24 protein-coding genes are annotated in these 26,779 nt (G+C 68.6%); 11 read left to right on the top strand and 13 right to left on the bottom strand.

All coding sequences use genetic code 11. The features are described from left to right. Positions 1-65: 65 nt before the first annotated feature. The 3 genes from MTAB308_RS06945 to MTAB308_RS06955 are packed head-to-tail and all read right to left on the bottom strand — an operon-like array spanning position 66 to position 2,165. Positions 66-1,187: an oxidoreductase gene (locus tag MTAB308_RS06945; protein WP_077098743.1), complete on the bottom strand. Its 1,122-nt coding sequence runs from the start codon at positions 1,185-1,187 to the stop codon at positions 66-68. A 31-nt stretch (positions 1,188-1,218) separates the two neighbouring features. Further along, complete coding sequence (locus MTAB308_RS06950) at positions 1,219-1,683, bottom strand: hypothetical protein (protein WP_083746451.1); 465 nt, start codon at positions 1,681-1,683, stop codon at positions 1,219-1,221. Continuing rightward, the gene (locus MTAB308_RS06955; protein ID WP_077098744.1) at positions 1,680-2,165 is read right to left on the bottom strand and encodes a peroxiredoxin family protein; all 486 of its coding nucleotides are present in this window, start codon (positions 2,163-2,165) and stop codon (positions 1,680-1,682) included. The genes MTAB308_RS06950 and MTAB308_RS06955 overlap by 4 nt, the downstream gene beginning before the upstream one ends. 90 nt (positions 2,166-2,255) lie before the next feature. Here MTAB308_RS06955 and MTAB308_RS06960 point away from each other — a divergent pair, with 90 nt between their 5' ends. Beyond that, positions 2,256-2,909 (top strand): TetR/AcrR family transcriptional regulator, encoded by a 654-nt coding sequence (locus tag MTAB308_RS06960; protein ID WP_077098745.1) that lies wholly within the window; start codon positions 2,256-2,258, stop codon positions 2,907-2,909. 85 nt (positions 2,910-2,994) lie between these two features. Here the strand turns inward: MTAB308_RS06960 and MTAB308_RS06965 are convergent, their stop codons facing one another. From MTAB308_RS06965 to MTAB308_RS06975, 3 genes are read right to left on the bottom strand one after another with little or no spacing between them, the layout of a single operon-like run. Beyond that, positions 2,995-4,263 carry an alpha/beta hydrolase gene (locus MTAB308_RS06965; RefSeq protein WP_077098746.1) on the bottom strand — a complete coding sequence of 423 codons (1,269 nt, stop codon included), beginning with the start codon at positions 4,261-4,263 and terminating at the stop codon, positions 2,995-2,997. After that, entirely contained in the window at positions 4,263-5,852 is a 1,590-nt protein-coding gene (gene fadD12 / locus MTAB308_RS06970) for an acyl-CoA ligase FadD12 (RefSeq protein ID WP_425436215.1), read from the bottom strand. Before fadD12 ends, MTAB308_RS06965 begins: the two co-directional genes overlap by 1 nt. 45 nt (positions 5,853-5,897) lie before the next feature. Further along, positions 5,898-6,707, bottom strand: coding sequence for a lysophospholipid acyltransferase family protein (locus MTAB308_RS06975; protein ID WP_077098748.1), 810 nt, complete (start codon positions 6,705-6,707; stop codon positions 5,898-5,900). Positions 6,708-7,076: 369 nt separating this feature from the next. Between MTAB308_RS06975 and MTAB308_RS06980 the strand changes: the two genes are divergently transcribed. The 4 genes from MTAB308_RS06980 to MTAB308_RS06995 all read left to right on the top strand — a co-directional run bounded on the left by MTAB308_RS06980 (position 7,077) and on the right by MTAB308_RS06995 (position 11,625). Then, positions 7,077-7,385, top strand: coding sequence for a hypothetical protein (locus tag MTAB308_RS06980; RefSeq protein WP_083746452.1), 309 nt, complete (start codon positions 7,077-7,079; stop codon positions 7,383-7,385). A 125-nt stretch (positions 7,386-7,510) separates the two neighbouring features. Continuing rightward, on the top strand, positions 7,511-9,235 hold the full coding sequence (locus MTAB308_RS06985) for a DUF3556 domain-containing protein (RefSeq protein WP_077098750.1): 1,725 nt from the start codon (positions 7,511-7,513) through the stop codon (positions 9,233-9,235). Beyond that, positions 9,232-10,656: a phytoene desaturase family protein gene (locus MTAB308_RS06990; RefSeq protein WP_077098751.1), complete on the top strand. Its 1,425-nt coding sequence runs from the start codon at positions 9,232-9,234 to the stop codon at positions 10,654-10,656. The genes MTAB308_RS06985 and MTAB308_RS06990 overlap by 4 nt, the downstream gene beginning before the upstream one ends. 120 nt (positions 10,657-10,776) lie before the next feature. Further along, on the top strand, positions 10,777-11,625 hold the full coding sequence (locus MTAB308_RS06995; protein WP_077098752.1) for a L,D-transpeptidase: 849 nt from the start codon (positions 10,777-10,779) through the stop codon (positions 11,623-11,625). Positions 11,626-11,724: 99 nt separating this feature from the next. Here the strand turns inward: MTAB308_RS06995 and MTAB308_RS07000 are convergent, their stop codons facing one another. Then, a complete protein-coding gene (locus MTAB308_RS07000) occupies positions 11,725-12,414 on the bottom strand; it encodes a beta-xylosidase (protein WP_077098753.1) in 690 nt (229 codons plus the stop codon). A 467-nt stretch (positions 12,415-12,881) separates the two neighbouring features. On the opposite strand from MTAB308_RS07000, the gene gap reads away from it, so the two are divergent. From gap to secG, 4 genes are read left to right on the top strand one after another with little or no spacing between them, the layout of a single operon-like run. Beyond that, positions 12,882-13,901, top strand: coding sequence for a type I glyceraldehyde-3-phosphate dehydrogenase (gene gap / locus MTAB308_RS07005; protein WP_077098754.1), 1,020 nt, complete (start codon positions 12,882-12,884; stop codon positions 13,899-13,901). A gap of 3 nt (positions 13,902-13,904) precedes the next feature. After that, complete coding sequence (locus MTAB308_RS07010; RefSeq protein WP_077098755.1) at positions 13,905-15,131, top strand: phosphoglycerate kinase; 1,227 nt, start codon at positions 13,905-13,907, stop codon at positions 15,129-15,131. 30 nt (positions 15,132-15,161) lie between these two features. Further along, positions 15,162-15,947: a triose-phosphate isomerase gene (tpiA, locus tag MTAB308_RS07015; RefSeq protein WP_077098756.1), complete on the top strand. Its 786-nt coding sequence runs from the start codon at positions 15,162-15,164 to the stop codon at positions 15,945-15,947. 29 nt (positions 15,948-15,976) lie between these two features. Further along, positions 15,977-16,210, top strand: coding sequence for a preprotein translocase subunit SecG (gene secG, locus MTAB308_RS07020; protein WP_066910601.1), 234 nt, complete (start codon positions 15,977-15,979; stop codon positions 16,208-16,210). On the opposite strand, the gene MTAB308_RS07025 is transcribed toward secG, so the two are convergent. After that, positions 16,207-18,234 carry an APC family permease gene (locus MTAB308_RS07025; protein ID WP_077098757.1) on the bottom strand — a complete coding sequence of 676 codons (2,028 nt, stop codon included), beginning with the start codon at positions 18,232-18,234 and terminating at the stop codon, positions 16,207-16,209. The two genes, secG and MTAB308_RS07025, sit on opposite strands and share 4 nt — an antisense overlap. A 188-nt stretch (positions 18,235-18,422) precedes the next feature. Between MTAB308_RS07025 and ppc the strand changes: the two genes are divergently transcribed. Together ppc and MTAB308_RS07035 are read left to right on the top strand one after the other, a co-directional pair. Further along, positions 18,423-21,230, top strand: coding sequence for a phosphoenolpyruvate carboxylase (ppc, locus tag MTAB308_RS07030; protein ID WP_077098758.1), 2,808 nt, complete (start codon positions 18,423-18,425; stop codon positions 21,228-21,230). Between the two features lie 16 nt (positions 21,231-21,246). Next, on the top strand, positions 21,247-22,038 hold the full coding sequence (locus MTAB308_RS07035; RefSeq protein ID WP_077098759.1) for a DUF1206 domain-containing protein: 792 nt from the start codon (positions 21,247-21,249) through the stop codon (positions 22,036-22,038). Positions 22,039-22,040: 2 nt separating this feature from the next. Here the strand turns inward: MTAB308_RS07035 and MTAB308_RS07040 are convergent, their stop codons facing one another. The 5 genes from MTAB308_RS07040 to tal are packed head-to-tail and all read right to left on the bottom strand — an operon-like array spanning position 22,041 to position 26,771. After that, positions 22,041-22,430 (bottom strand): ATPase, encoded by a 390-nt coding sequence (locus tag MTAB308_RS07040; RefSeq protein ID WP_077098760.1) that lies wholly within the window; start codon positions 22,428-22,430, stop codon positions 22,041-22,043. 15 nt (positions 22,431-22,445) lie between these two features. Further along, a complete protein-coding gene (pgl, locus tag MTAB308_RS07045) occupies positions 22,446-23,183 on the bottom strand; it encodes a 6-phosphogluconolactonase (RefSeq protein ID WP_077098761.1) in 738 nt (245 codons plus the stop codon). After that, positions 23,180-24,091: a glucose-6-phosphate dehydrogenase assembly protein OpcA gene (opcA, locus tag MTAB308_RS07050; protein ID WP_077098963.1), complete on the bottom strand. Its 912-nt coding sequence runs from the start codon at positions 24,089-24,091 to the stop codon at positions 23,180-23,182. The genes pgl and opcA overlap by 4 nt, the downstream gene beginning before the upstream one ends. After that, on the bottom strand, positions 24,088-25,653 hold the full coding sequence (gene zwf, locus MTAB308_RS07055) for a glucose-6-phosphate dehydrogenase (RefSeq protein WP_077098762.1): 1,566 nt from the start codon (positions 25,651-25,653) through the stop codon (positions 24,088-24,090). Before zwf ends, opcA begins: the two co-directional genes overlap by 4 nt. Then, the gene (gene tal, locus MTAB308_RS07060; RefSeq protein WP_077098763.1) at positions 25,650-26,771 is read right to left on the bottom strand and encodes a transaldolase; all 1,122 of its coding nucleotides are present in this window, start codon (positions 26,769-26,771) and stop codon (positions 25,650-25,652) included. The genes zwf and tal overlap by 4 nt, the downstream gene beginning before the upstream one ends. Positions 26,772-26,779 lie beyond the last annotated feature (8 nt).

Raw genomic sequence — 26,779 nt, forward strand, 5'->3', positions numbered from 1 at the left:
ACGCGTCCGCGGCGAACTCGAAGTCGCAGTCGACGTTTCGGGCTCGTGGCGTATCGCACCGTTGATCACGTCCGCGTGGTGGATGCGCCGACGACCTCCCACTCTTTGAGGTTGGCGATGGGCCCGAACAGATCCGCAGGCAGGTCGGGTGATAGCGGTTGACCGGTACGCACCCGGTGGGGCCAGTCGCGGTTGGCCAATGCCGGTTTGGCCAGGGCGGCGACATCGGCGGCGCCGGACTCGATGATGGCGGCGGCGTCCCGGGGGTCGTCGAGATGACCGTTGGCGATTACCGGCAGCTTGCCGTATTGCTTGGCGAGCTGCGCGAGAGATTTGCCGGATTCGGCGAATGCCGGGGCCAGCGCCCGATATTCCGTGGTGTGGATGTAGTCGATGCCTGTGCCGGCCAGCGTGCTGAAGATAGCGGCCGCGTCGTCCTCGCCGCCGGCCCACCGATGGTGGTTGTCGGAGACTTTCCCCTGGGAGATGCGGATGCCGACGGCGATGTCGCCGCCGACGGCCGACGCGACGTCATGGCAGACCTCGGCGGCGAGACGGACGCGGTTTGCCGTGTTGCCCCCGTAGTCGTCGGTGCGGGTATTCAGGTAGTCGGTGAGGAATTCGTCGAGCAGATAGCCGTTTGCGCCGTGGATTTCCACCCCGTCGAACCCGGCGTCGCGCGCCTGCCGTGCCGCATTGACGAACGCGCCGCGGACTTGCGCGATGTGTTCGGCGGTCATCGCCTGGGGAACCCGGAACGGGCCCGAACCGCGGTACATGGGTAGCTGCTCGCCGTTCGGGCGTATTGCGGACGGGCCCCACGTGATCGTTGTGCGCGGGTTGCCTTGTGATTGGCTGCCGGCGTGCATGAGTTGGGCGAAGTATTTGGCACCACGGTCATGGACGCCGTCGACGATCCGCCGCCAGGCCGCCGCGTGGGCGGAGTTCGCGATGCCGGGTTGGAAGAGGTATCCCTGACTGGTCTTCTCGTCGATATAAAGGCCTTCGGTGATCAACAGAGCGAAGCCACCCTCGGCGAATCTGCGGTAGTAGGAAGCCATCTGGTCGGTGGGCAGACCGTCGGCCGTCGCGCTGACCCGTGTCATCGGTGCCAGGGCGACACGGCCGGCGAGGCCAACGCCACCGATAGTTGTCGTTTCGAACAGGGTCTCATGCGGCGGGCGCATCTGGTCGGTCCTTTGCTGTCTCGGTCTGCCATCAGGATCGTCGGTTATTGGCCCGACCAAGTTGAACGAGATTCACCGCCGCCAAAAACATAAAGAACAGCGGGATGAATGGAGGCTTTATTTTTAGCGGAAGCACACTCGCCGGCACCTCTGGGTGCAGGTGCACGTAGGTGGCACCCGCCATGTTGGCGATCAGGCCGGCTGAGGCGGTGAACACGATCGGGCTGAAAAGATTCGATTGTTTCCGTGTGCAGCCGGACGCCGAAAGCAGGCCGAGGCCAATGGATATCTCTCCGGCGATGCCGATTGGGATGCTGAATCGCGGAAGGCCGCTTTTGGTGATCTGTACATCGAACCACGTGCGAAAAGGCTCGAACAATTTCAGGAAACCAAACAAGAACATCGCGGAACCCAGAAACATCGAGTTGTATCTCAAGACCTTATTATCCGCGGGACGCCGGCGGGATTGTGGATTGAGCTTTTGGGTGTCGTTCACCGCGCGTCCGGGTGGTCGGTTATATACCGGATGAAGCCGATCACATCGTCGGCGACCAGCCGGCCGATGGCGCCGCTGGAGTACACGGCGAGCCGCACGTTGCCGTCCGGCGCCAAGATGAAGCCGGTCGATTGCAGGTAGTGCGGATCGTCGTTGACGTAGGCGCCCGTCGCCTCAGCGATCTTGTCGGCGTCCGCGCTGTGGCCGACCGGGAAGCGCAGCTTGCGCTTTGCGACCAGCGCGGCGGAGGTCTCCTCATCGTCGACGGACACGGCGACGACCCTGACGCCTAGCTCGGTCAGCACGTCGGACGCGCGAGAGAACGCGGCCAGCTGCGCGTTGCAGTACGGGCACCAAGACCCGCGATACATCAAGACGACGCCGTAGCAGCCGGCGAGATCGCCCGGCAGCGAGATCGTGCCGCCACCGACGGCGGGAACTTCGAGCACGGGGAACTGCTGGCCATATCTCAGGCGGGACACGTCATCTTCTCCGAGGGTTGGGCGGACTACACGGCGAATTGTGCTGAAGCAGAAGTGGACTATCAAGTCCAATCTCAATATGCTGCGCGCATGTCATCAAAGGAGCGCCCCGGCGCCGGGCGGCTTACGACTCGCGGCGCGGCGACCAGGGCCCGCATCGTCGCTGCGGCGGCGCTGCTCGTCCGCCGGCAGGGGGTGGCCGGGACGAGCCTGGACGACGTGATGGCGGCTACCGGCACGAGCAAGTCGCAGCTTTATCACTACTTCGCCAACAAGGACGCCCTCATTCGCGAGGTCGTGAAGACCCAACTCGCCCACGTCATCGCGGCCCAGCAGCCCGATCTTGGCGAGGTCTCGTCGTGGGAGGGGCTGCAGCGGTGGTGTGACCACGTCGTGGCCATGACGCGTGCGACGCAAGGCGTCGGCGGTTGTCCGCTGGGCTCGCTGGTAGGCGAGCTTGCCGAACACTCCGATTCGGCGCGCCACGAGCTTGCGCAGAGTTTCGCCGAGTGGCAATCGTATCTGTCCACGGGCTTGGCGACGATGCGCGACAACGGCGAACTCTCCGCGGATGCCGACCCTGCCGAGCTCGCCCTGACCGTGATGAGTGCGCTGCAAGGCGGACTGCTGATGGCGCAGACCATGCGCAGCGCCCGACCTCTCGAACTGGCCGTGAACATGGCGCTCGAGCACATCAGAGCCTATCGGCGCGGCCCGAAGCAAGCACAACGGCGCCAGCCGTGAAGCTGCCGACGCCGTCGCCCATCAGGCGGGGCGGGGCCGACCGAATCCTCAGGCCGGCAACGGCATTGAAAACGCAAACGCGCAACTATGGCTCGCAGGTGACATAGTTCGTCGCGTACACCCACGACAGGAAGCGGGCGACGGCCTCGGCGGATCGATGCGCCCGCGGGGAACTGAAGATGTCGAAAGCGTGCTGAGCGTGCGGCAATTCGGCATAGGCGACCGGGGACTTCGACACCGCGCGCAATTCCTCGACGAACTCCTTCGCCTCGCCGACCGGGATCAGCGAGTCGTCACGGCCGTGCAGCACGAAAAACGGTGGCGCGTCGGCCCTGAGCTCCCTGATCGGCGAGGCGTCCAGGTAGATGTGGCGGTGGGTGGTGAACTTCCTTTTGACGACGAACCTTTCGAGCAGCCCGATGAATTCGCGACGCCCCTCGCCGTGGGTGGAGAACCAGTCGTAGCGCCCGTACACCGGGACCGCCGCGGTCACCGAGGTGTCCGCCTCCTCGAACCCCGGCTGGAATTTCGGGTCGTTGGGCGTCAGCGCCGCGAGCGCGGACAGGTGGCCGCCGGCCGACCCGCCCGTGATCGCGACGAAGTTCGGGTCGCCGCCGAAGCGGGCGATGTTGTCCTTGACCCAGGCCAGCGCCCGTTTGACGTCGACGATGTGGTCGGGCCAGGTATGCACGGGGGAGACCCGGTAGCCGATCGACACGCACACCCAGCCGCGGGCGGCCAGGTGGCTCATCAGCGGGTAGGCCTGGGGACGGCGCATTCCGATCATCCACGCGCCGCCGGGGACCTGCAGCAGCACCGGCGCCTTGCCGTCGCGCGGCAGGTCGCGGCGCCGCCAGATGTCGGCCAGGTTGGCGCGGCCGTGCGGGCCGTAGGACACCACGTTCGTCTTCTCGACGTAGCGCCGGCGCGCCACGGTGTTGCCCAGCGGCAGGTTGCGACGGCCGCTGCGGCTCGGCTGCGTTTGCGGCAGCGCCTCCAGGGCCTCGGTGTAGTCGTGCCCCAACTGCTCGCGCAGGCCGGCCTCGAGCACCGGACCCGGCGTGGTGACGCCGCGGTAGCGGATCACCCCCAGGATCGCCCAGGACGCGGCCGTGAGCGCCAGCGCCGCCTTGCCGCGGGGCCCGGCGAAGTCGCCGCGCCGCGCCCGTCGCAGCGCGTCCACCACCGAGGCCGAGAAGTACACCCCGGGCACCTCGGACGTCGGCCAGCCAAACCAGAACACCAGCACGGTGCTGTACCCCTTGCGGGCCAGCGGTCGTAACCCGTTGGCGGCGTTGGCCAATTCCAGCGTGGCCCGCGCCAGCGGCCTCGGTTGTCTGATCTTGAACCGCATCAGCCGCCGACCCGTGCCTGCAGCTCGTTGCGGAGGATCTTGCCGGTGCTGCCGCGGGGCAGCTCGTCGAGGACGGTGATCTCGCGCGGGACCTTGTAGTTGGCCAGGTTCTCGCGCACGTGCTGCTTGAGGCTCTCGGTAGTGGCCCCGGCCCCCGGGGCCAGCACCACGAACGCCGCCAGCCGCTGGCCGTACTGCTCGTCGCTGACGCCGATCACCGCGGCCTCCGCCACCTCGGGGTGTGCCGCCAGCGTCTTCTCCACCTCGATCGGGTAGACGTTCTCGCCGCCGGACACGATCATCTCGTCGTCGCGCCCGACGACGAACAGGCGCCCGGCGTCATCGAGGTAGCCGACGTCGCCCGACGACATGAACCCGGCGTGAAAATCCTTCGTGCTGCCCGAGGTGTAGCCCTCGAACTGGGTGTCGTTGCGCACGTAAATGGTCCCGACCTCCCCCGTGGGCAGCTCGTTGAAATCCCCGTCCAGGATCCGGATTTCGGTTCCGCCCGCCGGCCGGCCCGCGGTGTCGGGGGCCGCCCGCAGGTCCGCCGGGGTGGCGGTGGCGATCATGCCGGCCTCGGTGGCGTTGTAGTTGTTGTAGATCACGTCGCCGAACTGGTCCATGAATGCGATGACGACGTCGGGGCGCATCCGCGAGCCGGACGCCGCGGCGAATCGTAACGACTTGCAGGTGTACCGGTTTCGCACCTCGGCGGGCAGCTCCATGATGCGGTCGAACATCACCGGCACCACCGCCAGGCCGGTGGCCCGGTGGCGGTCGATGAGGTCGAGGGTGGCCTCCGGGTCGAACTTGCGCCGGGTGACCACGGTGCAGGCCATCGACGCGGCGAAGATCAGCTGCGAAAAACCCCACGCGTGGAACATCGGCGCCACGATCACGACGGTTTCCTCGGCCCGCCACGGCGTGCGGTCCAAAATCGCCTTGAGCGTCCCCACTCCGGCGTTGCCGCCAGTTTGGTTGGCGCCCTTGGGTGTTCCGGTGGTGCCAGAGGTCAGCAGGATCATCCTGCCCTTGCGCCCGGAGCGGTGCGGCCGTTGACCGGGGTGATCGGCGATGAGCCGCTCGACGGTCGCCCCGCGCTGCCCGTCTGAGGTCCAGGCCAGGATCCGGGTGGCGTCGGGCTTGTCGGCCAGCGCGCGATCCACGGTCTCGGTGAACTCCTCGTCGTAGACGACCGCGTCGACGCCTTCGCGGTTGACCACCTCGGCCAGGGCCGGCCCGGCGAACGACGTGTTGAGCAGCACGACGTCGGAGCCGATCCGGTTGACGGCCACCACCGCCTCGACGAAGCCGCGGTGGTTGCGGCACATGATCCCGACGACCTTGGGTTGCCCCGAGGGCAAGCCCTGCAGCGCCGCGGCGAACGAATTGATCCGCTCGTCGAGCTGCCGCCAGGTCAGCGTCCCCAGCTCGTCGATCAGGCCGGGACGTTCCGGGCAGCGCGCCGCCGCGCTGGCGAAGCCCACGGTCATGCCCAGGCCTTCGCGGCGCATGGCGGCGGCCATCTTCAGGTAGCGGTCGGGTCGCAGCGGCGCGATCATCCCGGCGCGCCACAGGGTGCCCAAGACGCCGAAGCCGCCGCGGGCCTGGTTGACAGGGGAGGCCACGGCTCAGCCCAGGATCGGGAAGCGTCGCTGGGCCGCGAGCTCGTCGAGCGCCTGCTGCATCACCGACCGCACGTGCTCGTCGACCTCGTCGACGTCGGGGTCGTCGCCGAACTGCGCGGCGATGTCGATGGGCGGGAGAACCTGCGTCACGATCTTGGCGGGCAGCGGCACGTTGGGCGGCACGACGGCGCTGAGCCCGAACGGGAAGCCGAACGACAGCGGCAGAATTGCGCTGCGCAGCAAGCGCTTTATGCCCAGGCGCTCGGCCAGCCAGGTCCCGCGGGTCAGGTAGAGCTGGGTCTCCTGTCCGCCGATCGACACGGCGGGGACGATGGGCACGCCGGCCTCGATCGCCGTGCTGACGTATCCCTTGCGGCCGTTGAAGTCGATGACGTTCTCCGAGAGCGTGGGCCGGTACGCGTCGTAATCGCCGCCGGGAAAGACGACCACCACGCCCCCGGACCGCAGCGCCTTGGCCGCGTTCTCCCGGGTGGCCCGGATGTAACCGGTGCGCCTGAACAGCGACGCCGTGGGGCCGGTCATGAGGATGTCGTGGCTCAGCGTGTAGACCGGCCGGCCGTAGCCGAACTTCTCGTAGAACCCGACGCTGAAGATCGGGACGTCCATGGGGAACATGCCGCCGGAGTGGTTGCCAACCACCAGCGCCCCGCCCGGCGGGAATGAATCCAAGCCGTGCACCTCCGACCGAAAATACGTCTTCAGAAACGGGCGCATCACGCTCATCAGGCGCTGGGTCAGACCGGGGTCGAATTTTTCGATGTCCTCGATGTCTGGGCTGTCGCTGTCGGTCACGTCTCTCCTCGTGGCGCTGGCGGGCCGCGATGCCCGTCGAGTCCCTCGATGGTAGCGACCGGGACGCGGGCCGCCGGCACGATGTTTTGCCCGGACTTGTACCCACGGTCGGTTCGGCCCAACCTACAACGGATGTATCCATCGTCCGGCCCTATGGCGCCGGTCTGGCCGGGGGGTTATCGTTACCTCTCGCCAATCACCCAATCCCCAGCTGAAAGGGCCGAAATGGACGTCGCCGGTCTGTCCGACGAGCGCGGTACCCGCCCGGCCGCTGGGCACGGTTCGAGTGGCGTTCGGGACCGGCGGGGGCGTAAGCCCCGCAGCAGCGCGGTCCGCCCCGGCCCCGTCAATGTCCGCCTAGGAGGGGCCATGCCTTCGGTGACCATGAACCGGCAAGCCCGCGATGTCACGCTCTCGGCTGCGGCGGTCGAGACGGCCGACCACCGTCAGGCCGACTACTTCCGGCGGATCCTGGTCCAGAGCCGCCGTCAGATCGAACACCGGCTCGGTGAGTACCAGAAGGCGATCGTGGTCGCCGAAGCCGCGGGCGACGCGGAGGGCGCCGACGGCTTGCGGCGTATGGCGCGCAGCGAAGAGCGGGAATGTAAGACCTTGGACGGCATGATCGAAAACCTGCAGCGGCGGTTCCCGCACCGGCCCCGGCCCGCGGCCCGCTAGGGCCACCGCGGTCGCCGCTTCAAACAGGCTGCGCGTCAGCAATTCTCGTTGACCCATACCGTTGGGCCCGTCGCTGCGGATAGATTGTATTCGCCAGCTGGTTCACCTCGGACTTAAGGCCTGCCATGGGATTCATGTCACCGGAGCTACCGGACGTCGACCCCGACACCTGGCGGACGTTGTCACGGGCGACGCGACTGCAGGTCGTGACCCGGCACTGGGCGGAGCACGGGTTCGGCACCCCCTATGCGGTCTACCTGTTGTACCTGCTCAAGATCGCCCTGTACGTCGCGGCACCGGCCGCGATCATCTCGCTGACCCCCGGGTTGGGCGGGCTGGCCCGCATCGGCGACTGGTGGACGCAGCCGATCGTGTACCAGAAGTTCATCGTGTTCACGCTGCTGTTCGAGGTCCTCGGTTTCGGCTGCGGCTCGGGCCCCCTGACCGGTCGGTTCATGCCGCCCGTCGGGGGGTTCCTGTATTGGTTGCGCCCCAACACGATTCGGCTGCCCGCGTGGCCGGGCAAGGTCCCGTTCACCGCCGGTGACAACCGCACCGCCGTCGACGTCGCCCTCTATGCCGTCGTGCTGCTCGGCGGGGTGTGGGCGCTGGTGTCGCCGGGGCCCCTGATCGACCCGGTCCGGGTGGTGCCGACGATCGTCGCGCTGGCGGTGCTGGGTCTGCGGGACAAGACGATCTTCCTGGCCGCGCGCGGCGAACACTATTGGCTGAAGCTGTTCGTTTTCTTCTTCCCGTTCACCGATCAGATCGCGGCCTACAAGATCATCATGTTGTGCCTGTGGTGGGGAGCGGCGACCTCCAAGCTCAACCACCACTTCCCGTACGTGGTCTCGGTGATGACGAGCAACAACGCGCTGCTGCGGCCCAAGCTGTTCAACCCCGTCAAGCACGCGCTGTACCTCGACCACGTCAACGACCTGCGGCCCTCCTGGTTGCCGAAGGCCATGGCGCATATCGGCGGCACCACGGCGGAATTCGTGGTTCCGACGCTGCTGGTGTTCGTCGCCGGCGATCAACCCTGGCGATGGTTCCTGATCGGGTTCATGGTGATCTTCCACCTCAACATCCTGTCCAACCTCCCGATGGGGGTGCCGTTGGAGTGGAACGTGTTCTTCATCTTCTCGCTGTTCTATCTGTTCGGGCACTACGGCGCGATCCGCGCCACGGACCTTAGGTCGCCTGTGCTGCTCGCCCTCATCGCCGTCGCCGTAGCCATTGTGATCGCGGGAAACATGTTCCCCGAGAAGATCTCGTTCCTGCCGGCGATGCGCTACTACGCGGGCAACTGGGCCACCAGCGTGTGGTGCTTCCGCGCGGGCGCCGAGGACAAGATCGAGGCGAGCGTCGTGAAAAGCTCTGCGCTCGTGGTGAATCAGCTGGCCAAGCTCTACGGCGCCGGGACCGCCGAAGTGATGTCGGACAAGGTGGCGGCGTTCCGGGCGATGCACACCCATGGCCGGGCGCTCAACGGGCTGCTGCCCCGCGCGATCGACAACGAGGCCGACTACAGCATCCGCGAGGGCGAAGTGGTCGCCGGGCCGTTGGTCGGATGGAACTTCGGCGAGGGTCACCTGCACAACGAGCAACTGCTCGAGGCGGTGCAACGGCGCTGCGGATTCGCCGACGGCGACGTCCGCGTCATCGTGCTCGAAGGCCAACCGATCCACATCCAGAAGCAGTGGTACCGCATCCTGGACGCCAAGACCGGGCTGATCGAGGCGGGCTACGTGGAGGTTGCCGACATGCTGACCCGCCAACCGTGGCCCGAGCCCGGGGACGAATTCCCGGTCCACCTCACGACGCAACCGGTCGTTCACGGCGAGTCGTGACCAACGCGGTCGTCGTCGGCGCCGGGCCCAACGGCCTCGCCGCCGCGATCCACCTGGCTCGCAGCGGGGTCGACGTGCACGTGATGGAGGCCCGCGACACGGTCGGCGGGGGAGCGCGCTCGGGTGAGCTGACGGTCCCCGGCGTCATCCACGACCACTGCTCGGCGACCCACGCGTTCGGCGTCGGCTCGCCGTTCTGGAAACGGATCGGGCTTCAAAGCCATGGGCTGGTGTGGAAGTGGCCCGAAATCGACTGCGCGCACCCGCTCGACGACGGCACCGCGGGCGTGCTGTATCGGTCGATCGAGGCGACCGCCGCCGGCATGGGGCCGGACGGGAAACGGTGGCGGCGCGCCTTCGGGGACCTCGCGGCGGGATTCGACGAACTCGCCGAGGATTTCTTCCGGCCGATCCTGCACCTTCCGCGGCACCCGGTCCGCGTCGCCCTGTTCGGCCCGCGGGCGCTGCTGCCCGCGACCGCGCTGGCCCGGTGGTTTCGCACCGAGCGGGCGCGCGCGTTGTTCGGCGGGGCGGCCGCGCACATGTTCACCCGGCTGGACCGGCCGCTCACCGCGGCCATGGGGCTGATGTTTGTGGCGGGCGGGCACCGCCACGGCTGGCCCGTCGCCGAGGGAGGATCCGGGTCGATCATCCGGGCGCTGGCCGCGGCCCTACAGGCGCACGGCGGCACCGTGAGCACCGGGGTGACCGTCGCCGACCGCCGCGACGTCCCCGCCGCCGACATCGTCATGCTCGACCTCAGCCCGGCCGCGGCGCTGAAAATCTACGGCGACGTCATGCCCGGCCGCGTCGCGCGCTCCTACCGGCGCTACCGCCAGGGGTCCTCGGCGTTCAAGGTCGACTTCGCGATCGAGGGCCACATCCCGTGGACCAACCCCGACTGCCGCCGCGCCGGCACCGTGCACCTGGGCGGCGCGTTCGCCGAGACCGTCGACACCGAACGTCAACGCGCGCAGGGCAAGATGGCGCAACGGCCGTTCGTGCTCGTCGGGCAGCAGTACCTGGCCGACCCGTCCCGGTCGTCGGGCAACGTCAACCCGATCTGGGCCTACGCCCATGTGCCGTTCGGCTACACCGGCGATGCGACGGCCGCGATAGTGGACCAGATCGAGCGGTTCGCCCCGGGCTTCCGCGACCGCGTCACCGCGACCGTCAGCACGGGCACCGCCGACCTGGCGGCCTACAACCCCAACTACATCGGGGGGGACATCGTCGGCGGCGCCAACGACCGGCTCCAGGTCATCCTGCGCCCCCGGATCGCGGTCGACCCGTACGCGACCGGCGTGCCGGGTGTCTACCTGTGTTCGCAGTCGACGCCGCCGGGAGCCGGGATCCACGGGCTGTGCGGGTACCACGCCGCCGAGTCGGCGCTGCGGTGGCTGACCGTGGCCAAAACGTGACTGAGATTTGACCAATTGCGAACGCGCCCTTGCGCTTCCGCTGGTCATCCGGCCTTTACCATCCTATTACAACTGTGTCAGTTGAAGGATTTAGGTCAGTCATCGTAAGGAATTGGAGCCATGCGGGCGGTTGTTCGGTGTGTGCTTGCCGTCATCGGGATCGCTGCAAGCGTGGTTGCCGGGCCGGTCGACGTGCACCTGGCGGCGGCGACCCGGCCGTACGGCCTCGCCATCGCCTCGGTGTTGCCCGCGCGCGGCTCGGTGGTCGGCGTGGCGCACCCGGTGGTGGTGACCTTCAGCGCCCCCGTCACCAACCGGCACGCGGCCGAGCGCGGCGCCCAGGTCACCTCGTCGCCGCCGATGACCGGCAAGTACGAGTGGCTCGACGACGACGTGATGCGCTGGGTTCCCGACCGTTTCTGGCCTGCGCACAGCGCGGTGGCCCTCGCGGTGGGCGGCCTGGCCACCGAATTTCAAACGGGTCCCGCCGTCGTCGGCGTTGCCAACATCGCCGACCACACCTTCAAGGTGACCATCGACGGGGTCGAGTCCGGGCCGCTGCCCGCCCCGCACCACCGGCCCCACTGGGGGGAAGAGGGCGTGCTGCCGGCCTCGATGGGCAGGCCCGAGTACCCGACGCCGGTCGGCTCCTACACCGTCCTGTCCAAGGAGCGCACGGTGATCATGGACTCGAGCAGCGTCGGCATCCCGGTCGACGCCCCCGACGGCTACCGCATCCCGGTGGACTACGCCGTCCGCATCACCAGCCGCGGCCTCTTCGTGCATTCGGCTCCGTGGGCGGTCAACGCGATGGGGCTGGAGAATGTCAGCCACGGCTGCATCAGCCTGAGCCCCGAGGACGCGGAGTGGTACTACAACACGGTCCACGTGGGCGATCCGGTGATCGTGCAGGACTCGCCACCGCAACGGCCACAGCCGCCGTTGCTGTGGGAGGCCCCACCAAGCTGACACCCGAATCCGCTGTTACCGAAGGCTTTTCATCCCCCACAACGAAACGGACCCGCTGGGCTTAACCCAGCGGGTCCGTTTCGTCGGAGCGGATCGGGCTCAGCGTGCGGGGCCCGGCGCGATCGGCTGGCCGGCCACCGGGCCGCCGGCCGGCGCCGGGCCGGTCGGCTCGCCCTTGCCGGTCCCGGCCATGTCGATGATGGGAGCGGCCACCGGCGCCGCGGCGTCCAGCGGGCCGCCGGCGAGCGCGATCAGCGGAGCGCCGACCGGCACGACGGGCACGGGCGCCCCCACGGGCACCGGCGGTATCGGCGCGCCGATGGGCACCGGCGGTATCGGCGCGCCGATGGGCACCGGCGGTATCGGCGCGCCGACGGGCACCGGCGGCACCGGCGCGCCCACGGGCACCGGCGGGCCGAGCGCGATCAGCGGAACACCGGCCGGCACCACCGGAACCGGCCCGGGCGCAACCAGCGGCACGCCGGACATGTCGGTGATCGGGGCGCTCGACGTGCATACGGTGGCGGCCGGTGCGGGTCCGCCGGCCGCGGGTGCGGGTCCGGCGGGCGCGGGTCCGACCACTCCCGGCGCGCCCGCGCCCAGCGGTACGCCGCCGGCCGCCGGCCCGCCGGCTGCCGGCGCGCCGGCCTCGCCCGACTGCCCCTGGATGCAGGCGTAGCCGCCGGTTTTCAGCGGGGCGGCCGTCGTATCCGGGCTCAGCGCTATTGCGGCCCCGCACAGTCCAGCGATGGCACCAACCGTGATGTTGAACCGATCAAAGCCCGTCATCAACCTCGACTCCTTCAGCTTTCGCAATCAAACGCGGCGGCAGAACCGCATCGCCGTACCGCAGCCGTGTCGAATGTATGGCTTGGTATTGCTATTGGACACGCGACGATTCGGGGGCTTATAGAACCGATACAAAGGAGACACGCTCCGGTTACCAGGGGATTTTGCGCCCTTTCTCGCCCGCCGCCGGCCCGCGCTATGAATCCACTCCCCGGCGTATTCGGCTCGGGGGATGCCTCCGCAAATCGCGGACCGGGCCGCCCGGATTTCACCGCCGGGAATATCGCGGCCAAGTGGGCGGTCCACACCTACGGATCGCAGGTCGTGTGGTGCGGCGCCGTTTGCCGCACCCGCCTTTTCGCGGCGGCGCGGGTCCGGCGCTGTTACCGGCGCGCGGCGGTGTTTCCTGCTGATCTAGGCTGACGACGAGCGCTCATCAGCGGACATAGAAAGACAGGGAGAGACAAGTGACTGTCCGAGTAGGCATCAACGGCTTCGGTCGAATCGGACGCAACTTTTACCGGGCCCTGCTGGCCCAGCAGGAGCAGGGCACCGCGGACATCGAGGTGGTGGCCGTCAACGACATCACCGACAACGCCACGCTGGCGCACCTGCTCAAATTCGACTCGATCCTGGGCCGGTTGCCCTACGACGTCACCCTCGAAGGCGAGGACACCATCGTGGTGGGAACCACGAAGATCAAGGCGCTCGAGGTGCGCGAGGGCCCCGCGGCGATGCCGTGGAGCGACCTGGGCGTCGACGTGGTCGTGGAGTCCACGGGCCTGTTCACCAACGCGGCCAAGGCCAGGGGCCACCTGGACGCCGGCGCCAAGAAGGTGATCATCTCCGCGCCGGCCACCGACCCGGACATCACCATCGTGCTGGGCGTCAACGACGACAAGTACGACGGCAGCCAGAACATCATCTCCAACGCCTCGTGCACGACGAACTGCCTCGCGCCGGTGACGAAGGTGCTGTCCGACGAGTTCGGCATCGTCAAGGGGTTGATGACCACCGTCCACGCCTACACCCAGGACCAGAACCTGCAGGACGGGCCGCACAAGGACCTGCGTCGCGCCCGGGCGGCCGCGCTGAACATCGTGCCGACCTCCACCGGCGCGGCCAAGGCCATCGGCCTGGTGATGCCCGAGCTCAAGGGCAAGCTGGACGGGTACGCGCTGCGGGTGCCGATCCCCACCGGCTCGGTCACCGACCTGACCGTCGAGTTGTCCAAGGCCGCCGGCGCGCAGGACATCAACGCCGCGTTCAAGGCCGCCGCCGAAGGGCGGCTGAAGGGCATCCTGAAGTACTACGACGCGCCGATCGTGTCGTCCGACATCGTCACCGACCCGCACAGCTCGATCTTCGACTCGGGGCTGACCAAGGTCATCGACAACCAGGCCAAGGTGGTGTCCTGGTACGACAACGAATGGGGCTACTCCAACCGCCTCATCGACCTGGTCGCCCTGGTCGGCAAGTCGCTGTAAGCCGTGAGCATCCCGACTCTCGAAGACCTTCTCGCCGAAGGTGTTTCGGGCCGAGGCGTGCTGGTGCGCTCCGACCTGAACGTGCCGCTCGACGAAGACGGCGCCATCACCGACGCCGGGCGCATCACCGCGTCCGTGCCGACGCTGCAGGCGCTGCTGGAGGCCGGCGCCAAGGTAGTGGTCACCGCGCACCTCGGTCGTCCCAAGAACGGGGCCGACCCGAAATTGTCGCTGGCGCCGGTCGCCGCGGCGCTCGGCGACCAGCTGGGCCGGCACGTCCAGCTGGCCGGCGATGTCGTCGGCGGCGACGCGCTGGCCCGGTCCGAGGGACTGACCGACGGCGACATCCTGCTGCTGGAGAACATCCGCTTCGACCCGCGCGAAACCAGCAAGGACGACGGCGAGCGGCTCGCGCTGGCCCGGCAACTGGCCGAATTGGTAGGGCCGACGGGCGCTTTCGTCTCCGACGGCTTCGGGGTGGTGCACCGCAAGCAGGCCTCCGTGTACGACGTCGCCACGCTGCTGCCGCACTACGCCGGCACGCTGGTGGCCGAGGAGATCCGGGTGCTGAAGCGGCTGACCACCTCGACCGCGCGCCCGTACGCCGTGGTGCTCGGCGGGTCGAAGGTGTCCGACAAGCTCGGCGTCATCGAGTCGCTGGCTACCAAGGCGGACAGCATCGTCATCGGCGGCGGAATGTGCTTCACTTTCCTTGCCGCACAGGGCCTTTCGGTGGGCACGTCACTGCTCGAAAACGAGATGGTCGACACCTGTCACCGCTTGTGTGAGACCTACGCCGACGTGCTGCACCTTCCGGTGGACATCGTGGCGGCCGAGAAGTTCGCCGCCGATTCGCCGCCGGAAACCGTTGCGGCGGACAGGATTCCGCAGGACAGGATCGGGCTGGACATCGGGCCGGAGTCGGTCAGGCGGTTCGCCACGTTGCTGTCCAACGCCAAGACCATCTTCTGGAACGGCCCGATGGGCGTGTTCGAGTTCCCGGCGTTCGCCGCCGGCACAAAAGGCATCGCCGAGGCGATCGCCGCGGCGACGGGCAAGGGCGCGTTCAGCGTGGTGGGCGGGGGGGATTCGGCGGCCGCGGTGCGCGCGCTCGGCATCTCCGAGGGTGACTTCTCGCACATCTCCACCGGCGGTGGCGCATCGCTGGAGTACCTGGAGGGCAAGACGCTGCCGGGCATCGAGGTGCTTGGCCGTCCGCAGCCCTCCTGAAGCCAAGTCGAGCCAAAGCAAAGGAGACTCGTGAGCCGCACGCCACTGATCGCCGGCAACTGGAAGATGAACCTCAACCACTTCGAGGCGATCGCGCTGGTGCAAAAGGTGGCGTTCGCGCTGCCGGACAAGTACTACGACAAGGTGGACGTCACGGTGATCCCGCCGTTCACCGACCTGCGCAGCGTCCAGACGCTGGTCGACGGCGACAAGTTGCGGCTGACGTACGGGTCCCAGGACCTGTCCCCGCATGACTCCGGCGCCTACACCGGCGACATCAGCGGCGCCTTCCTGGCCAAGCTCGGCTGCAGCTTCGTCGTGGTCGGGCACTCCGAGCGGCGCACCTACCACAACGAGGACGACGCGCTGGTCGCCGCCAAGGCCGCCGCCGCGCTCAGGCACGGGCTCACCCCGATCGTGTGCATCGGCGAGCACCTGGACGTCCGGGAGGCGGGCAACCACGTGCCGCACTGTGAGGAGCAGCTGCGCGGCTCGCTGGCGGGCCTGTCGGGAGAGCAGATCGCCAAGGTCGTCGTCGCCTACGAGCCGGTCTGGGCGATCGGCACCGGGCGGGTGGCCAGCGCGACCGACGCCCAGGAGGTGTGCGCCGCGATCCGCAGCCAGCTGGGCACCCTGGCGTCGCCGCAGGTCGCCGACACCGTGCGGGTGCTCTACGGCGGGTCGGTGAACGCCAAGAACATCGGCGACATCGTCGCCCAGAACGACATCGACGGGGCCCTGGTCGGCGGCGCGTCGCTGGACGGCGAGCAATTCGCGACCCTGGCGGCCATCGCCGCCGGCGGGCCGCTACCGTGACGCCGGCCCGCCCCCGGTAGGCTTACCGCATGCAATTGGGCCTGCAGATCACCCTGGTGGTCACCAGCATCCTGGTGGTGCTGCTGGTGCTGCTGCACCGCGCCAAGGGCGGCGGCCTGTCGACCCTGTTCGGCGGCGGTGTGCAGTCGAGCCTGTCCGGGTCGACGGTGGTGGAGAAGAACCTCGACCGGCTGACGGTGTTCATCGTGGGCATCTGGCTGGTGTGCATCGTCGGCATGGCCCTGCTGATCAAGTACCGCTAACCCCCGCTGGCGGCGCGCGTGTCACTCGACGCGGCGCGGTCGATCCCGCTGCGAACGTCGCCGGCCCGATATACGACCCGGGACAGGTCCCGGCGCTCGGACGAACGCAGCTGCCACGGCACGCTGGTGACCATCACCCCCGGCTCGAACAGCAAGCGCCCCTTGAGCCGCCAGGAGCTCTGGTTGTGCAGCAGGTTCTCCCACCAACGGCCGACGACGTATTCGGGGATGTAGACGTTGATGACGTCGCGGGACGGGCCGTTGCGCAGCCGCTTGATGTAATCGATCACGGGCCGGGTGATCTCGCGGTAGGGCGACTCGATGACTTTCAGCGGCACGTCGACGCTCAGGTTCCGCCAATCCTGGACCAGCGCCGTGGTGTCGACGTCGTCGACCTTGACCGTCAACGCGGTCAGCGTGTCCGGATTGGTCGCCCGGGCGAACATGACCGCGCGCAGGGTCGGCTTGTGCCAACTCGAGACCAGCACGATCGCGTGCACCCGGCTCGGCCGGACTTGCTCGTCTTCGTCCTCGATGCGAAGTTCGGTGCCCACGTGCGCGTAATGCCGTCGTATCCCCTGCATCACGAGGCACAGCACCGGGATCGCGATCACCACCAGATAGGCGCCGTGGGTGAATTTGGTCACCATCACCACGACCAGGACGACGCCGGTCAGGCAGGCGCCGAACGCGTTGATGGCCCGCGCGCGGTGGATCTTGAGCCGTGGCGCGCCGGCGTCGGCGTCGCGCAGTGCCCGGTTCCAATGCCACACCATGCCCGTCTGGCACAACGTGAACGAGGTGAACACGCCGAGGATGTAGAGCTGGATCAGCCGGGTCGTCGAGCCGTCGAACGCGTAGATCAGCCCGCCGGCGATGGCCGCCAACAGGATGATGCCGTTGGAGAACGCGAGCCGGTCACCGCGGGTGTGCAGTTGCCGTGGCAGATAGCGATCCTGGGCCAGGATCGAGCCCAGTAGCGGAAACCCGTTGTAGGCGGTGTTGGCGGCCAGGATCAGGATCAGCGCCGTCGCGGCCTGCAGGTAGAAGAACATCACGCTGTTGTTGCCGAACACCGCGGCCGAGATCTGGGCGATCACCGTGCGCTGCGGGTCCCGGTTGCAATCGCCGCGGAAACCGACGAGATCGCAGGTGTTTTCCACCACGCGGGTGTGGGCGATCAGGGCCAGCGCGGTGACGCCGACGAACATCGTGATCGCCAGGCCTCCCATCAAGGACATCGTCCGTGCGGCGTTGAGTGCCTTGGGTTTCCGAAACGCGGGCCCCCCGTTGGAAATCGCCTCCACGCCCGTGAGCGCGGTGCAGCCGGACGAAAACGCGCGCAGCGCCAGCAGGGCGATCGCCAGCAGGCTGAGTCCCGACAGCTCGGGGTGGATGCCGTAGTGGGCGCTCTCGGCCTGCGGCGCGTCGCCGAGAAGCGTGCGAACCAGACCGATGCCGATCATCAGCAGCACGCCGGCGATGAAGGCGTAGGTCGGTACGGCGAACGCACGACCGGACTCGCGGACACCGCGGAGGTTCATCGCGGTCAACACCAGGATGAAACCGATATTGACCGCCACCCGGTACGGATTGAGTTCGGGCACAGCGGAAATGATGTTGTCCACGCCCGCCGCGACGGACACCGCCACCGTCATGACGTAGTCCACCAGCAGCGCCGCCGCCACCACCAAGCCGGCGCGCGGTCCCAGATTTCTGGAGGCGACCTCGTAGGAGCCGCCGCCGCTGGGATACGCCTGCACCACCTGCCGGTAGGACAACACCACGACGCCGAGCAGCACCACCACCGCGGCGGCGATCCACGGCGTCAGGTACAGGTAGCTCAGGGCCCCGAGGGTCAGGATCAACAGGATCTCTTGTGTGGCGTACGCCACCGAGGACAACGGGTCGCTCGCGAAGATCGCCAGGGCGATCCGCTTGGGCAACAGCGTGTGGTGCAGGCGATCGCTGCGAAACGGCCGACCCACAATCAGGCGCTTGACCAGCGAAGTCGGTGACGACACGGTAGGAGCGTAGTGGCGAATCCACGCGCGCAACCGCCCCCCGCCGTAGAGATTCCGTAAAAACTCGGCCGCTGGTTGTCTAGCTTCCGCAAGCGCCACCCGCGCCGGCCGGGCCGTCGGCCTAGCATGCCGGCGCCGCTGACCCCCTCGGCGGGCGCACGACGCGTTCCGCACCGATACTGGGACGCATGGCTGACGCGTCCGACACCGCGCTGGAGCCGATCGGTGCCGTCCAGCGCACCCGGGTCGGCCGGGAGGCGACCGAGCCGATGCGCGCCGACATCAGGCTGCTCGGCACCATCCTCGGCGACACCGTGCGGGAGCAGAACGGTGACGAGGTGTTCGAACTGGTGGAGCGCGCGCGGGTGGCATCCTTCCGGGTGCGGCGCTCCGAGATCGACCGGGCCGAGATGTCCCGCATGTTCGACGGCATCGACATCCACCGGGCCATCCCGATCATCCGGGCGTTCAGCCACTTCGCGCTCCTGGCCAACGTGGCCGAGGACATCCACCGGGAACGGCGGCGCAAGATCCACGTCGCCGCCGGCGAGGCCCCGCAGGACAGCAGCCTGGCCGCGACGTACGCGAAACTCGATCGGGCCGAGCTGGATTCGGGCACGGTGGCCGCCGCGCTGGCGGGCGCCCTGGTGTCGCCGGTGATCACCGCCCACCCCACCGAGACCCGCCGGCGCACCGTGTTCGTCACCCAGCACCGGATCACCGAGTTGATGCGGCTGCACGCCGCCGGGCACACCGAGACCGATCACGGCCGCAACATCGAGCTTGAGTTGCGCCGCCAGGTCCTCACGCTCTGGCAGACCGCGCTGATCCGGCTGTCGCGGCTGCAGATCACCGACGAGATCGAGGTGGGCCTGCGCTACTATCCGGCCGCGCTGTTCACGGTCATCCCGCAGGTCAACGCCGAGGTGCGCGGCGCGTTGCGGGCCCGCTGGCCCGACGCCGACCTGCTCGCGGCCCCGATCCTGCAGCCGGGCTCCTGGATCGGCGGTGACCGCGACGGGAACCCAAACGTGACCGCCGACGTCGTGCGGCTGGCCACCGGCAGCGCCGCGTTCACCGCACTGGCGCACTACCTGGCCGAGCTCACCGAGCTCGAGCAGGAGCTGTCGATGTCGGCGCGCCTGATCACGGTCACCGCCGAGGTGGCCGCGCTGGCCGAGGGCTGCGACGAGAAGGCCCGGGCCGACGAGCCCTACCGGCGGGCGCTGCGGGTGATCCGGGCCCGGCTCACCGCGACGGCCGCCGAGATCCTGGACCGCCGCCCGCAGCACGAACTCGACCTGGGACTCGAGGCGTATTCCACGCCGGGCGAACTGCGGGCCGATCTGGACGCCGTCGACGCCTCGCTGCGCACGCACGGCGCCGGGCTGCTGGCCGACGACCGGCTGGCGCGGTTGCGGGAGAGCGTGCGCGTCTTCGGGTTTCACCTGTCCGGCCTGGACATGCGGCAGAACTCCGACGTGCACGAGGAGGTGATCGGCGAGCTGCTGGCCTGGGCCGGCGTGCATCCGGACTACGGCGCGTTGGCAGAAGACGAACGCGTCGAGCTGCTGGCCGGGGAGCTGGCCACCCGCCGCCCGCTGATCGGTGAGCGCGCCCAACTGTCCGACCTGGCCCGCGGCGAGCTGGGCGTCGTCGCGGCGGCCGCCCGCGCGGTCGAGCGTTACGGGCCGGCGGCGGTGCCCAACTACGTCATCTCGATGTGCCAGTCGGTGTCGGACGTCCTGGAGGCGGCGATCCTGCTCAAAGAGGCCGGCCTGCTGGACGCCTCCGGGCCGGAAACCTATTGCCCCGTGGGCATCTCGCCGCTTTTCGAGACGATCGACGACCTGCACAACGGTGCGTCGATATTGCAGGCGATGCTCGACCTGCCCATCTACCGGGCGCTCGTCGCCGCGCGCGGCAACTCGCAGGAAGTGATGCTGGGCTACTCGGACTCCAACAAGGACGGCGGCTACCTGGCGGCCAACTGGGCCGTCTACCGGGCCGAGCTCACCCTCGTCGAGGTGGCGCGCAAATCCGGCGTGCGATTGCGGCTTTTCCACGGTCGCGGCGGGACGGTCGGCCGCGGCGGCGGCCCCAGCTACCAGGCGATCCTCGCGCAACCCCCGGGGGCGGTGAACGGTTCGCTGCGCCTCACCGAGCAGGGCGAGGTGATCGCCGCGAAGTACGCCGAGCCGCAGACGGCCCGGCGCAACCTGGAGAGCCTGGTGGCGGCCACGCTGGAGTCGACGCTGCTGGACGTCGAGGGCCTGGGCGACGCCGCGGAACCCGCCTACGCGGTGCTCGACGAGGTGGCGGCCCTGGCCCACCGGGCCTACGCCGAATTGGTCCACCAGACACCGGGTTTCGTCGACTATTTCAAGGCCTCCACGCCCGTCAGCGAGATCGGCTCGCTGAACATCGGCAGCCGGCCGACGTCACGCAAGCCCACCGAATCCATTTCCGACCTGCGCGCCATCCCGTGGGTGCTGGCCTGGACCCAGTCGCGCGTGATGTTGCCGGGCTGGTACGGCACCGGGTCGGCGTTCCAGGAGTGGATCGCGGCCGGACCGGAAAGCGAGGGCGAGCGGGTCAAGGTCCTGCACGAGCTGTACGAGCGGTGGCCGTTCTTTCGCAGCGTCCTGTCGAACATGGCGCAGGTGCTCGCCAAGAGCGACCTGGGCCTGGCGGCACGCTATTCCGAACTGGTGGCCGACGAATCGTTGCGGCGCAGGGTGTTCGACAAGATCGTCGACGAGCACCGGCGCACCATCGCCATGCACAAGCTCATCACCGGTCACGACGACCTGCTCGCCGACAATCCCGCGCTGGCCCGTTCCGTGTTCAACCGCTTCCCGTACCTGGAGCCGCTCAACCACCTGCAGGTGGAGCTGCTGCGCCGCTACCGCTCGGGCGACGACGACGAGCTGGTGCAGCGCGGCATCCTGCTGACGATGAACGGGCTTGCGAGCGCGTTACGTAACAGCGGCTGATGGGCATCCACGTGCCATGGAACCGGCACAAGTCGCCCAAAACGGCGTGTTCGAACGATTTGCCCGGGCCGGCTATGTGGTCAACGGGGTGCTGCACCTGATCGTCGGCTACCTCGCGTTCCGAATCGCCTTCGGCGACGGCGGCACCGCCGATCAGACCGGAGCGCTGGCGACGCTGGCGGGCAAACCGGGCGGCCCGGTGGTGCTGTGGTTCGCCGCGGCCGCCCTGCTGACGATGGGTCTGTGGCGGCTGGTCGAAACGGCCCTCGGTCGATCCAGCGACCGCACCCCGGAGGGCTCCTCGTCGGGAGCGTGGGACCGGGCGAAAGCCTTCGGGCTGGCGGCGGTGTATCTCGCGTTCGCCTACTCCGCGTTCGGGTATGCGCGGGGCGCCGGGAGGTCGGCCGATCAACAGAACTCGAGCATCAGCGCCCGCCTGATGGAGACCCCCGCGGGGACCGTCGCGCTCATCGCCTGCGGCATCGTCGTCGTCGCGGTGGGCGGCTACCACGTCTACAAGGGCGCCAGCCGCAATTTCGTCGGCGACCTCAAGGGCAAGTCCGGTGACCTGGTGCGGCGCCTCGGCGCGACCGGCTACGTCGCGAAGGGCTTGGTGATCGCGGGCACCGGGGCGCTGATCGTCGTCGCCGCCTGCCGCTCGGAACCGAAGAAGGCCACCGGCCTGGATGGGGCGCTGAAAACCCTCGGGGCTCAGCCCTACGGGGCGGCGTTGTTGATCGGGGCCGGCGCCGGGATCATCACGTACGGCCTGTACAGCTTCGTGATGGCCCGATCGACCAAAATGTAGGGCTAGCGGTTGCGCAGCCTGTCCAGCATGCCGCGCACCGCCTGCTCCGTCATCGACAGCGGCGACATCATCGTCTCGCCCACCTTCACCATGTCGTCGATCCGCGCGACGATGGCCTCCACCGGCTCGACCAGCACGATCAGCCGCTTGGCCAGATCGTCGAGGCTGCCCAGGGTGCCGTCCAGGTGGTCCAGGCCGGCCTCCATGCGTTCGACCGTGGCGTTGAGGTTGGACAGCGAGCTGTTGAGCTCCCGCATGGTCCTGCTCAGGCCGTCCAGGACGTCCTCGACCTGTTCGACGGTCTTGTCGGCGTTCAGGGCAGCCTGGGTGAGGGTTTTGATCCGGCTTCGCTCGGGCCCACCGCGCACGGTTCTGTCTGCCATGACGGCCATTATGACTCGCGCCGGTCAGCGCGGAAGCTTGGATGCGGCCCCTTGGTCGAGCAGCCACAGCGTGGTCTCGAGCCCGACGGCGCCGGCCGCGGGCACCGACGACGGTGCGACGCCGTTGATGGCGGCCGCCGCCGCGTCGGCCTTGCCCGCCCCGGACACCATCAGCCACACCTCGCGGGACCGCTGGATCGCGGGCAGCGTCAACGTGATTCGCTGCGGCGGCGGCTTGGGGGAGTTCTCGACGGGCACCACCATGCGGACGTTCTCGTGCACGGCGGGAGTGTCCGGGAACAGCGAGTTGATGTGGCCCTCGGGACCCATGCCGAGCAGGTGGACGTCGAAATTCGGCGCCGGCTGCCCGGGTTGGGCGTTGGCGGCCAGCAACTGTTCGTAGGCCAGCGCCGCCGCGGCGATGTCCGTGCCGAACTCACCGTCGCTGGCCGGCATCGCGTGCACGTGGCTGGACGGGATGTCGATGTGATCGAGCAGGGCTTCCCGCGCCTGCTTGTCGTTGCGCTCGTCGTCGTCCTCGGGCACGTAGCGTTCGTCGCCCCAGAACAGATGCACGTTGGACCACTCGACCTGTTGACCTCTGAGGTGCTTCAGCAGCCCGATGCCGTTGCCGCCGCCGGTCAGCACGATCAGCGCCCGCCCCCGGGCCGCCACCGCGGAGCCGATGGTATCGACCAGGCGCCCGCCCGCGGCCTCGACCAGGGCGTCGCCATCCGGAAAAACCTCGACTATGGGAGTCACAAGTATTGCACCTTCTTGATACCTTCCAGGGCGGCCAGATAGATTTCGTCGGCGTCCAGCCGCCGCAGGTCTTCGGCCAGGCACTCGCCGGTTTCCCTGCGCGCCAACGGGACCAGGGCGTCCGGCTTGGCGGTCCGGCTCAGCGTGGCCGTCCTGCCCTCCTGGGGACGGCTCAAGGCGATGGTCTCGCTCTTGCGCGCCAACTCCACCTTGAGGTCGCCGACGGCCCGGCGTACCGGACCGTCGATCCGGCTGGCCAGCCAGCCGGCCAGGATGTCGAGGGCCGGCTCGGTCTTCAGGCCGGACACCAGCGCCGACTCGATGGGTTCGTGCGGCGGCTGGTCGACGGCGGAGGTCAGCAGCGCCCGCCAGTAGGTGATGCGCGCCCAGCACAGGTCCGTGTCTCCCGGGCTGTAACCGGGCAGCCGGCTCTTGATCGCCGACAGCGGATCGATGCCGTTGGTGGCGTCGGTGATGCGGCGAATCGCCAACTTGCCCAGCGGGTCTCGCGCGGGCTCGGCCGGGGCGATGTCGGGCCACCAGGCCACCACCGGGATGTCGGGGAGCAGGAAGGGGATGACCACGCTGGAGGCGTGGCCCGACAGCGGCCCGGACAGCGTCAGGATCACCACCTCGCTGGCGCCGGTGTCCCCGCCCGCGTGCAGCTGCGCGTCCAGGCGGGCGTCGTCGGCGTACGGGTCGCCGCGCATCGTGACGATGATCCGGCTGGGGTGCTCGTGGCTGGCGGCGTTGGCCGCGGCGAGCGATTCCTCCAGCACGTCTTCGCTGTCCGGCGCGATGATCAGGGTCAGCACCCGGCCCATGGTGACGGCGCCGACCTTCTGGCGAAGCTCGTCGAGCTTCTTGTTGACCGCCGTGGTGGTGGTGTCGGGCAGGTCGACAATCATGGCCGCCGCCATTCCCTGCCGGTGCGGCGCAGCATCTCGAAGGCCGATTCCGGACCCCAGGTGCCGGCCTCGTACGGGTCGGGTTTACCGTGCGACGCCCAGTTATCCAGCACGGGATCCAGTATCTCCCAAGCTAATTCGACCTCCTCGTTCACCGGGAACAGCGACGGCTCGCCCAGCAGCACGTCCAGGATCAGCTGCTCGTAGGCCTCCGGTGATTCCTCGGCGAACGCCGATCCGTAGGAGAAGTCCATGTTGACGTCGCGGACCTCCATCGCGGTGCCCGGCACCTTGGAGCCGAACCGCAGCGTGGTGCCTTCGTCGGGTTGCACGCGGATCACCATGGCGTTGGCGCCCAGCTCGTCGGTCATCGTCGCGTCGAAGGGCAGGTGCGGCGCGCGCTTGAAGACCAGGGCGATCTCGGTCACCCTGCGGCCCAGCCGTTTACCGGTGCGCAGATAGAACGGCACGCCGGCCCAGCGGCGGGTGTCGACCTCGAGCGTGATGGCGGCGAACGTCTCGGTGGTGGAGTCCTTCGAAAATCCCTCTTCGTCGAGGAGCCCGACGACCTTCTCGCCGCCCTGCCAGCCCCCGGTGTACTGGCCGCGGCTGGTGGTCTCGTCGAGCGGTTCGGCGAGCTGCGTCGCCGAGAGCACCTTGATCTTCTCGGTCTGCAGCGCAGCGGGATTGAAGCTGACCGGCTCCTCCATCGCGGTCAGCGCCAGCAGCTGCATGAGGTGGTTCTGGATGACGTCGCGGGCGGCGCCGATGCCGTCGTAGTAGCCGGCCCGGCCGCCCAGCCCGATGTCCTCGGCCATGGTGATCTGCACGTGGTCGACGTAGTGGGCGTTCCAGATCGGATCGAACAACTGGTTGGCGAACCGCAGCGCCAGGATGTTGCGCACGGTCTCCTTGCCCAGGTAATGGTCGATGCGGAACACCGCCTCCTCCGGGAAGACGGCGTTGACCGCCTTGTTCAGGGCCTGTGCGCTTTCCAGGTCGTGGCCGAAGGGCTTTTCGATGACGACCCGGCTCCAGCGGTCGCCCTGCGGGCGGGCCAACCCGGACTTGTGCAGCTGGTCGCACACCACCGGGAACGACTTGGGCGGGATCGCCAGGTAGAAGGCGTGATTGCCGCCGGTGCCGCGCTCGGCATCGAGCTTTTCCAGCGTCTCGGCGAGCCGGGCGAACGCCTCGTCGTCATCGAAAGCCCCTGGCACGAAACGGAATCCCTCGGCCAGCCGCTCCCAGTTCTCCTCGCGGAACGGCGTGCGGCAGTGCTCCTTGACGGCCTGGTAGACGACCTTGCGGAAGTCCTGGGTCTGCCAGTCCCGGCGGGCGAAGCCCACCAGGGAGAAGGTGGGCGGCAGCAGCCCGCGGTTGGCCAGGTCGTAGATGGCCGGCATGACCTTCTTGCGGGCCAGGTCGCCGGTGACGCCGAAGATCACCATGCCGCACGGGCCGGCGATCCTGGGCAGGCGCTTATCCTGCTTGTCCCGCAACGGGTTTTGCCATTGCACCGACCCGGCGCGGGCGCCCACCTTCGGGCTCGCCGGGCTCATTTGCCGAGGGAATCGAGCTGCTTCTGAGTTTCCTCCAGCAATTCGGTCCAGGACTCCACGAACTTGTCCACGCCCTCGTTCTCCAGCACCACGAACACGTCGGTCAGGTCGACCCCGACCGCGCTCAGCTTGTCGAACACCTCCTGAGCGGCCGCGGCAGTCCCGGTCACCGTGTCGCCTTTGATCTCGCCGTGATCGGCCACCGCGTCAATCGTCTTCTCCGGCATGGTGTTCACCGTGTTCGGCGCGACCAGCTCGGTGACGTAGAGGGTGTCGGGGTAGTCGGGGTTCTTGACGCCGGTGGACGCCCACAGCGGGCGCTGCACGCGCGCGCCGTCGGACTTGAGCGCGGCGAAGCGATCACCGCCCTCGAACACCTCCTGGTAGGCGGCGTAGGCGAGCCGGGCGTTGGCCACCCCGGCCTTGCCGCGCAGCCCCAGCGCCTCCTCGGAGCCGATCTTTTCCAGCCGCTTGTCCACCTCGGTGTCCACCCGGGAGACGAAGAACGACGCCACCGAGTGGATCTTGGACAGGTCGTGACCGGCCTCGCGGGCCTTCTGAAGCCCGGCCAGGTAGGCGTCCATCACCTCGCGGTGCCGCTCCACCGAGAAGATCAGCGTGACGTTGACCGAAATCCCCTCCGCCAGAACGGAAGTGATGGCCGGGATGCCGGCCTTGGTGGCGGGGATCTTGATGAACAGGTTGGGCCGGTCGACGATCTTCCACAGCTCGACGGCCTGCGCGACCGTCTTGTCGGTCTCGGCGGCCAGCCGCGGGTCCACCTCGATGGACACCCGGCCGTCGACCCCGTCGGAGGCCTCCCACGCGCGCTTGAACACGTCGCACGCGCTGCGCACGTCGTCGGTGGTGACCGTGCGCACGGTGGCGTCGACGTCGGCGCCGCGCTCGGCCAGCTCGGCGATCTGACCGTTGTACGAGTCGCCCTCGGCGAACGCCTTCTGGAAGATCGAGGGGTTGGTCGTCACGCCGACAACACTTTTGGTGTCGATCAGCTCCTGCAGGTTGCCCGACTGGAGCCGCTGGCGCGACAGGTCATCCAGCCAAACGGACACGCCCGCGGCGCTCAGCGCCGCGAGGTTGGGGTTCTGACTGGCCATGTGAATCA

Origin of the sequence: Mycobacterium terramassiliense, assembly GCF_900157385.1 — a bacterium.
Lineage (GTDB): Bacteria > Actinomycetota > Actinomycetes > Mycobacteriales > Mycobacteriaceae > Mycobacterium > Mycobacterium terramassiliense.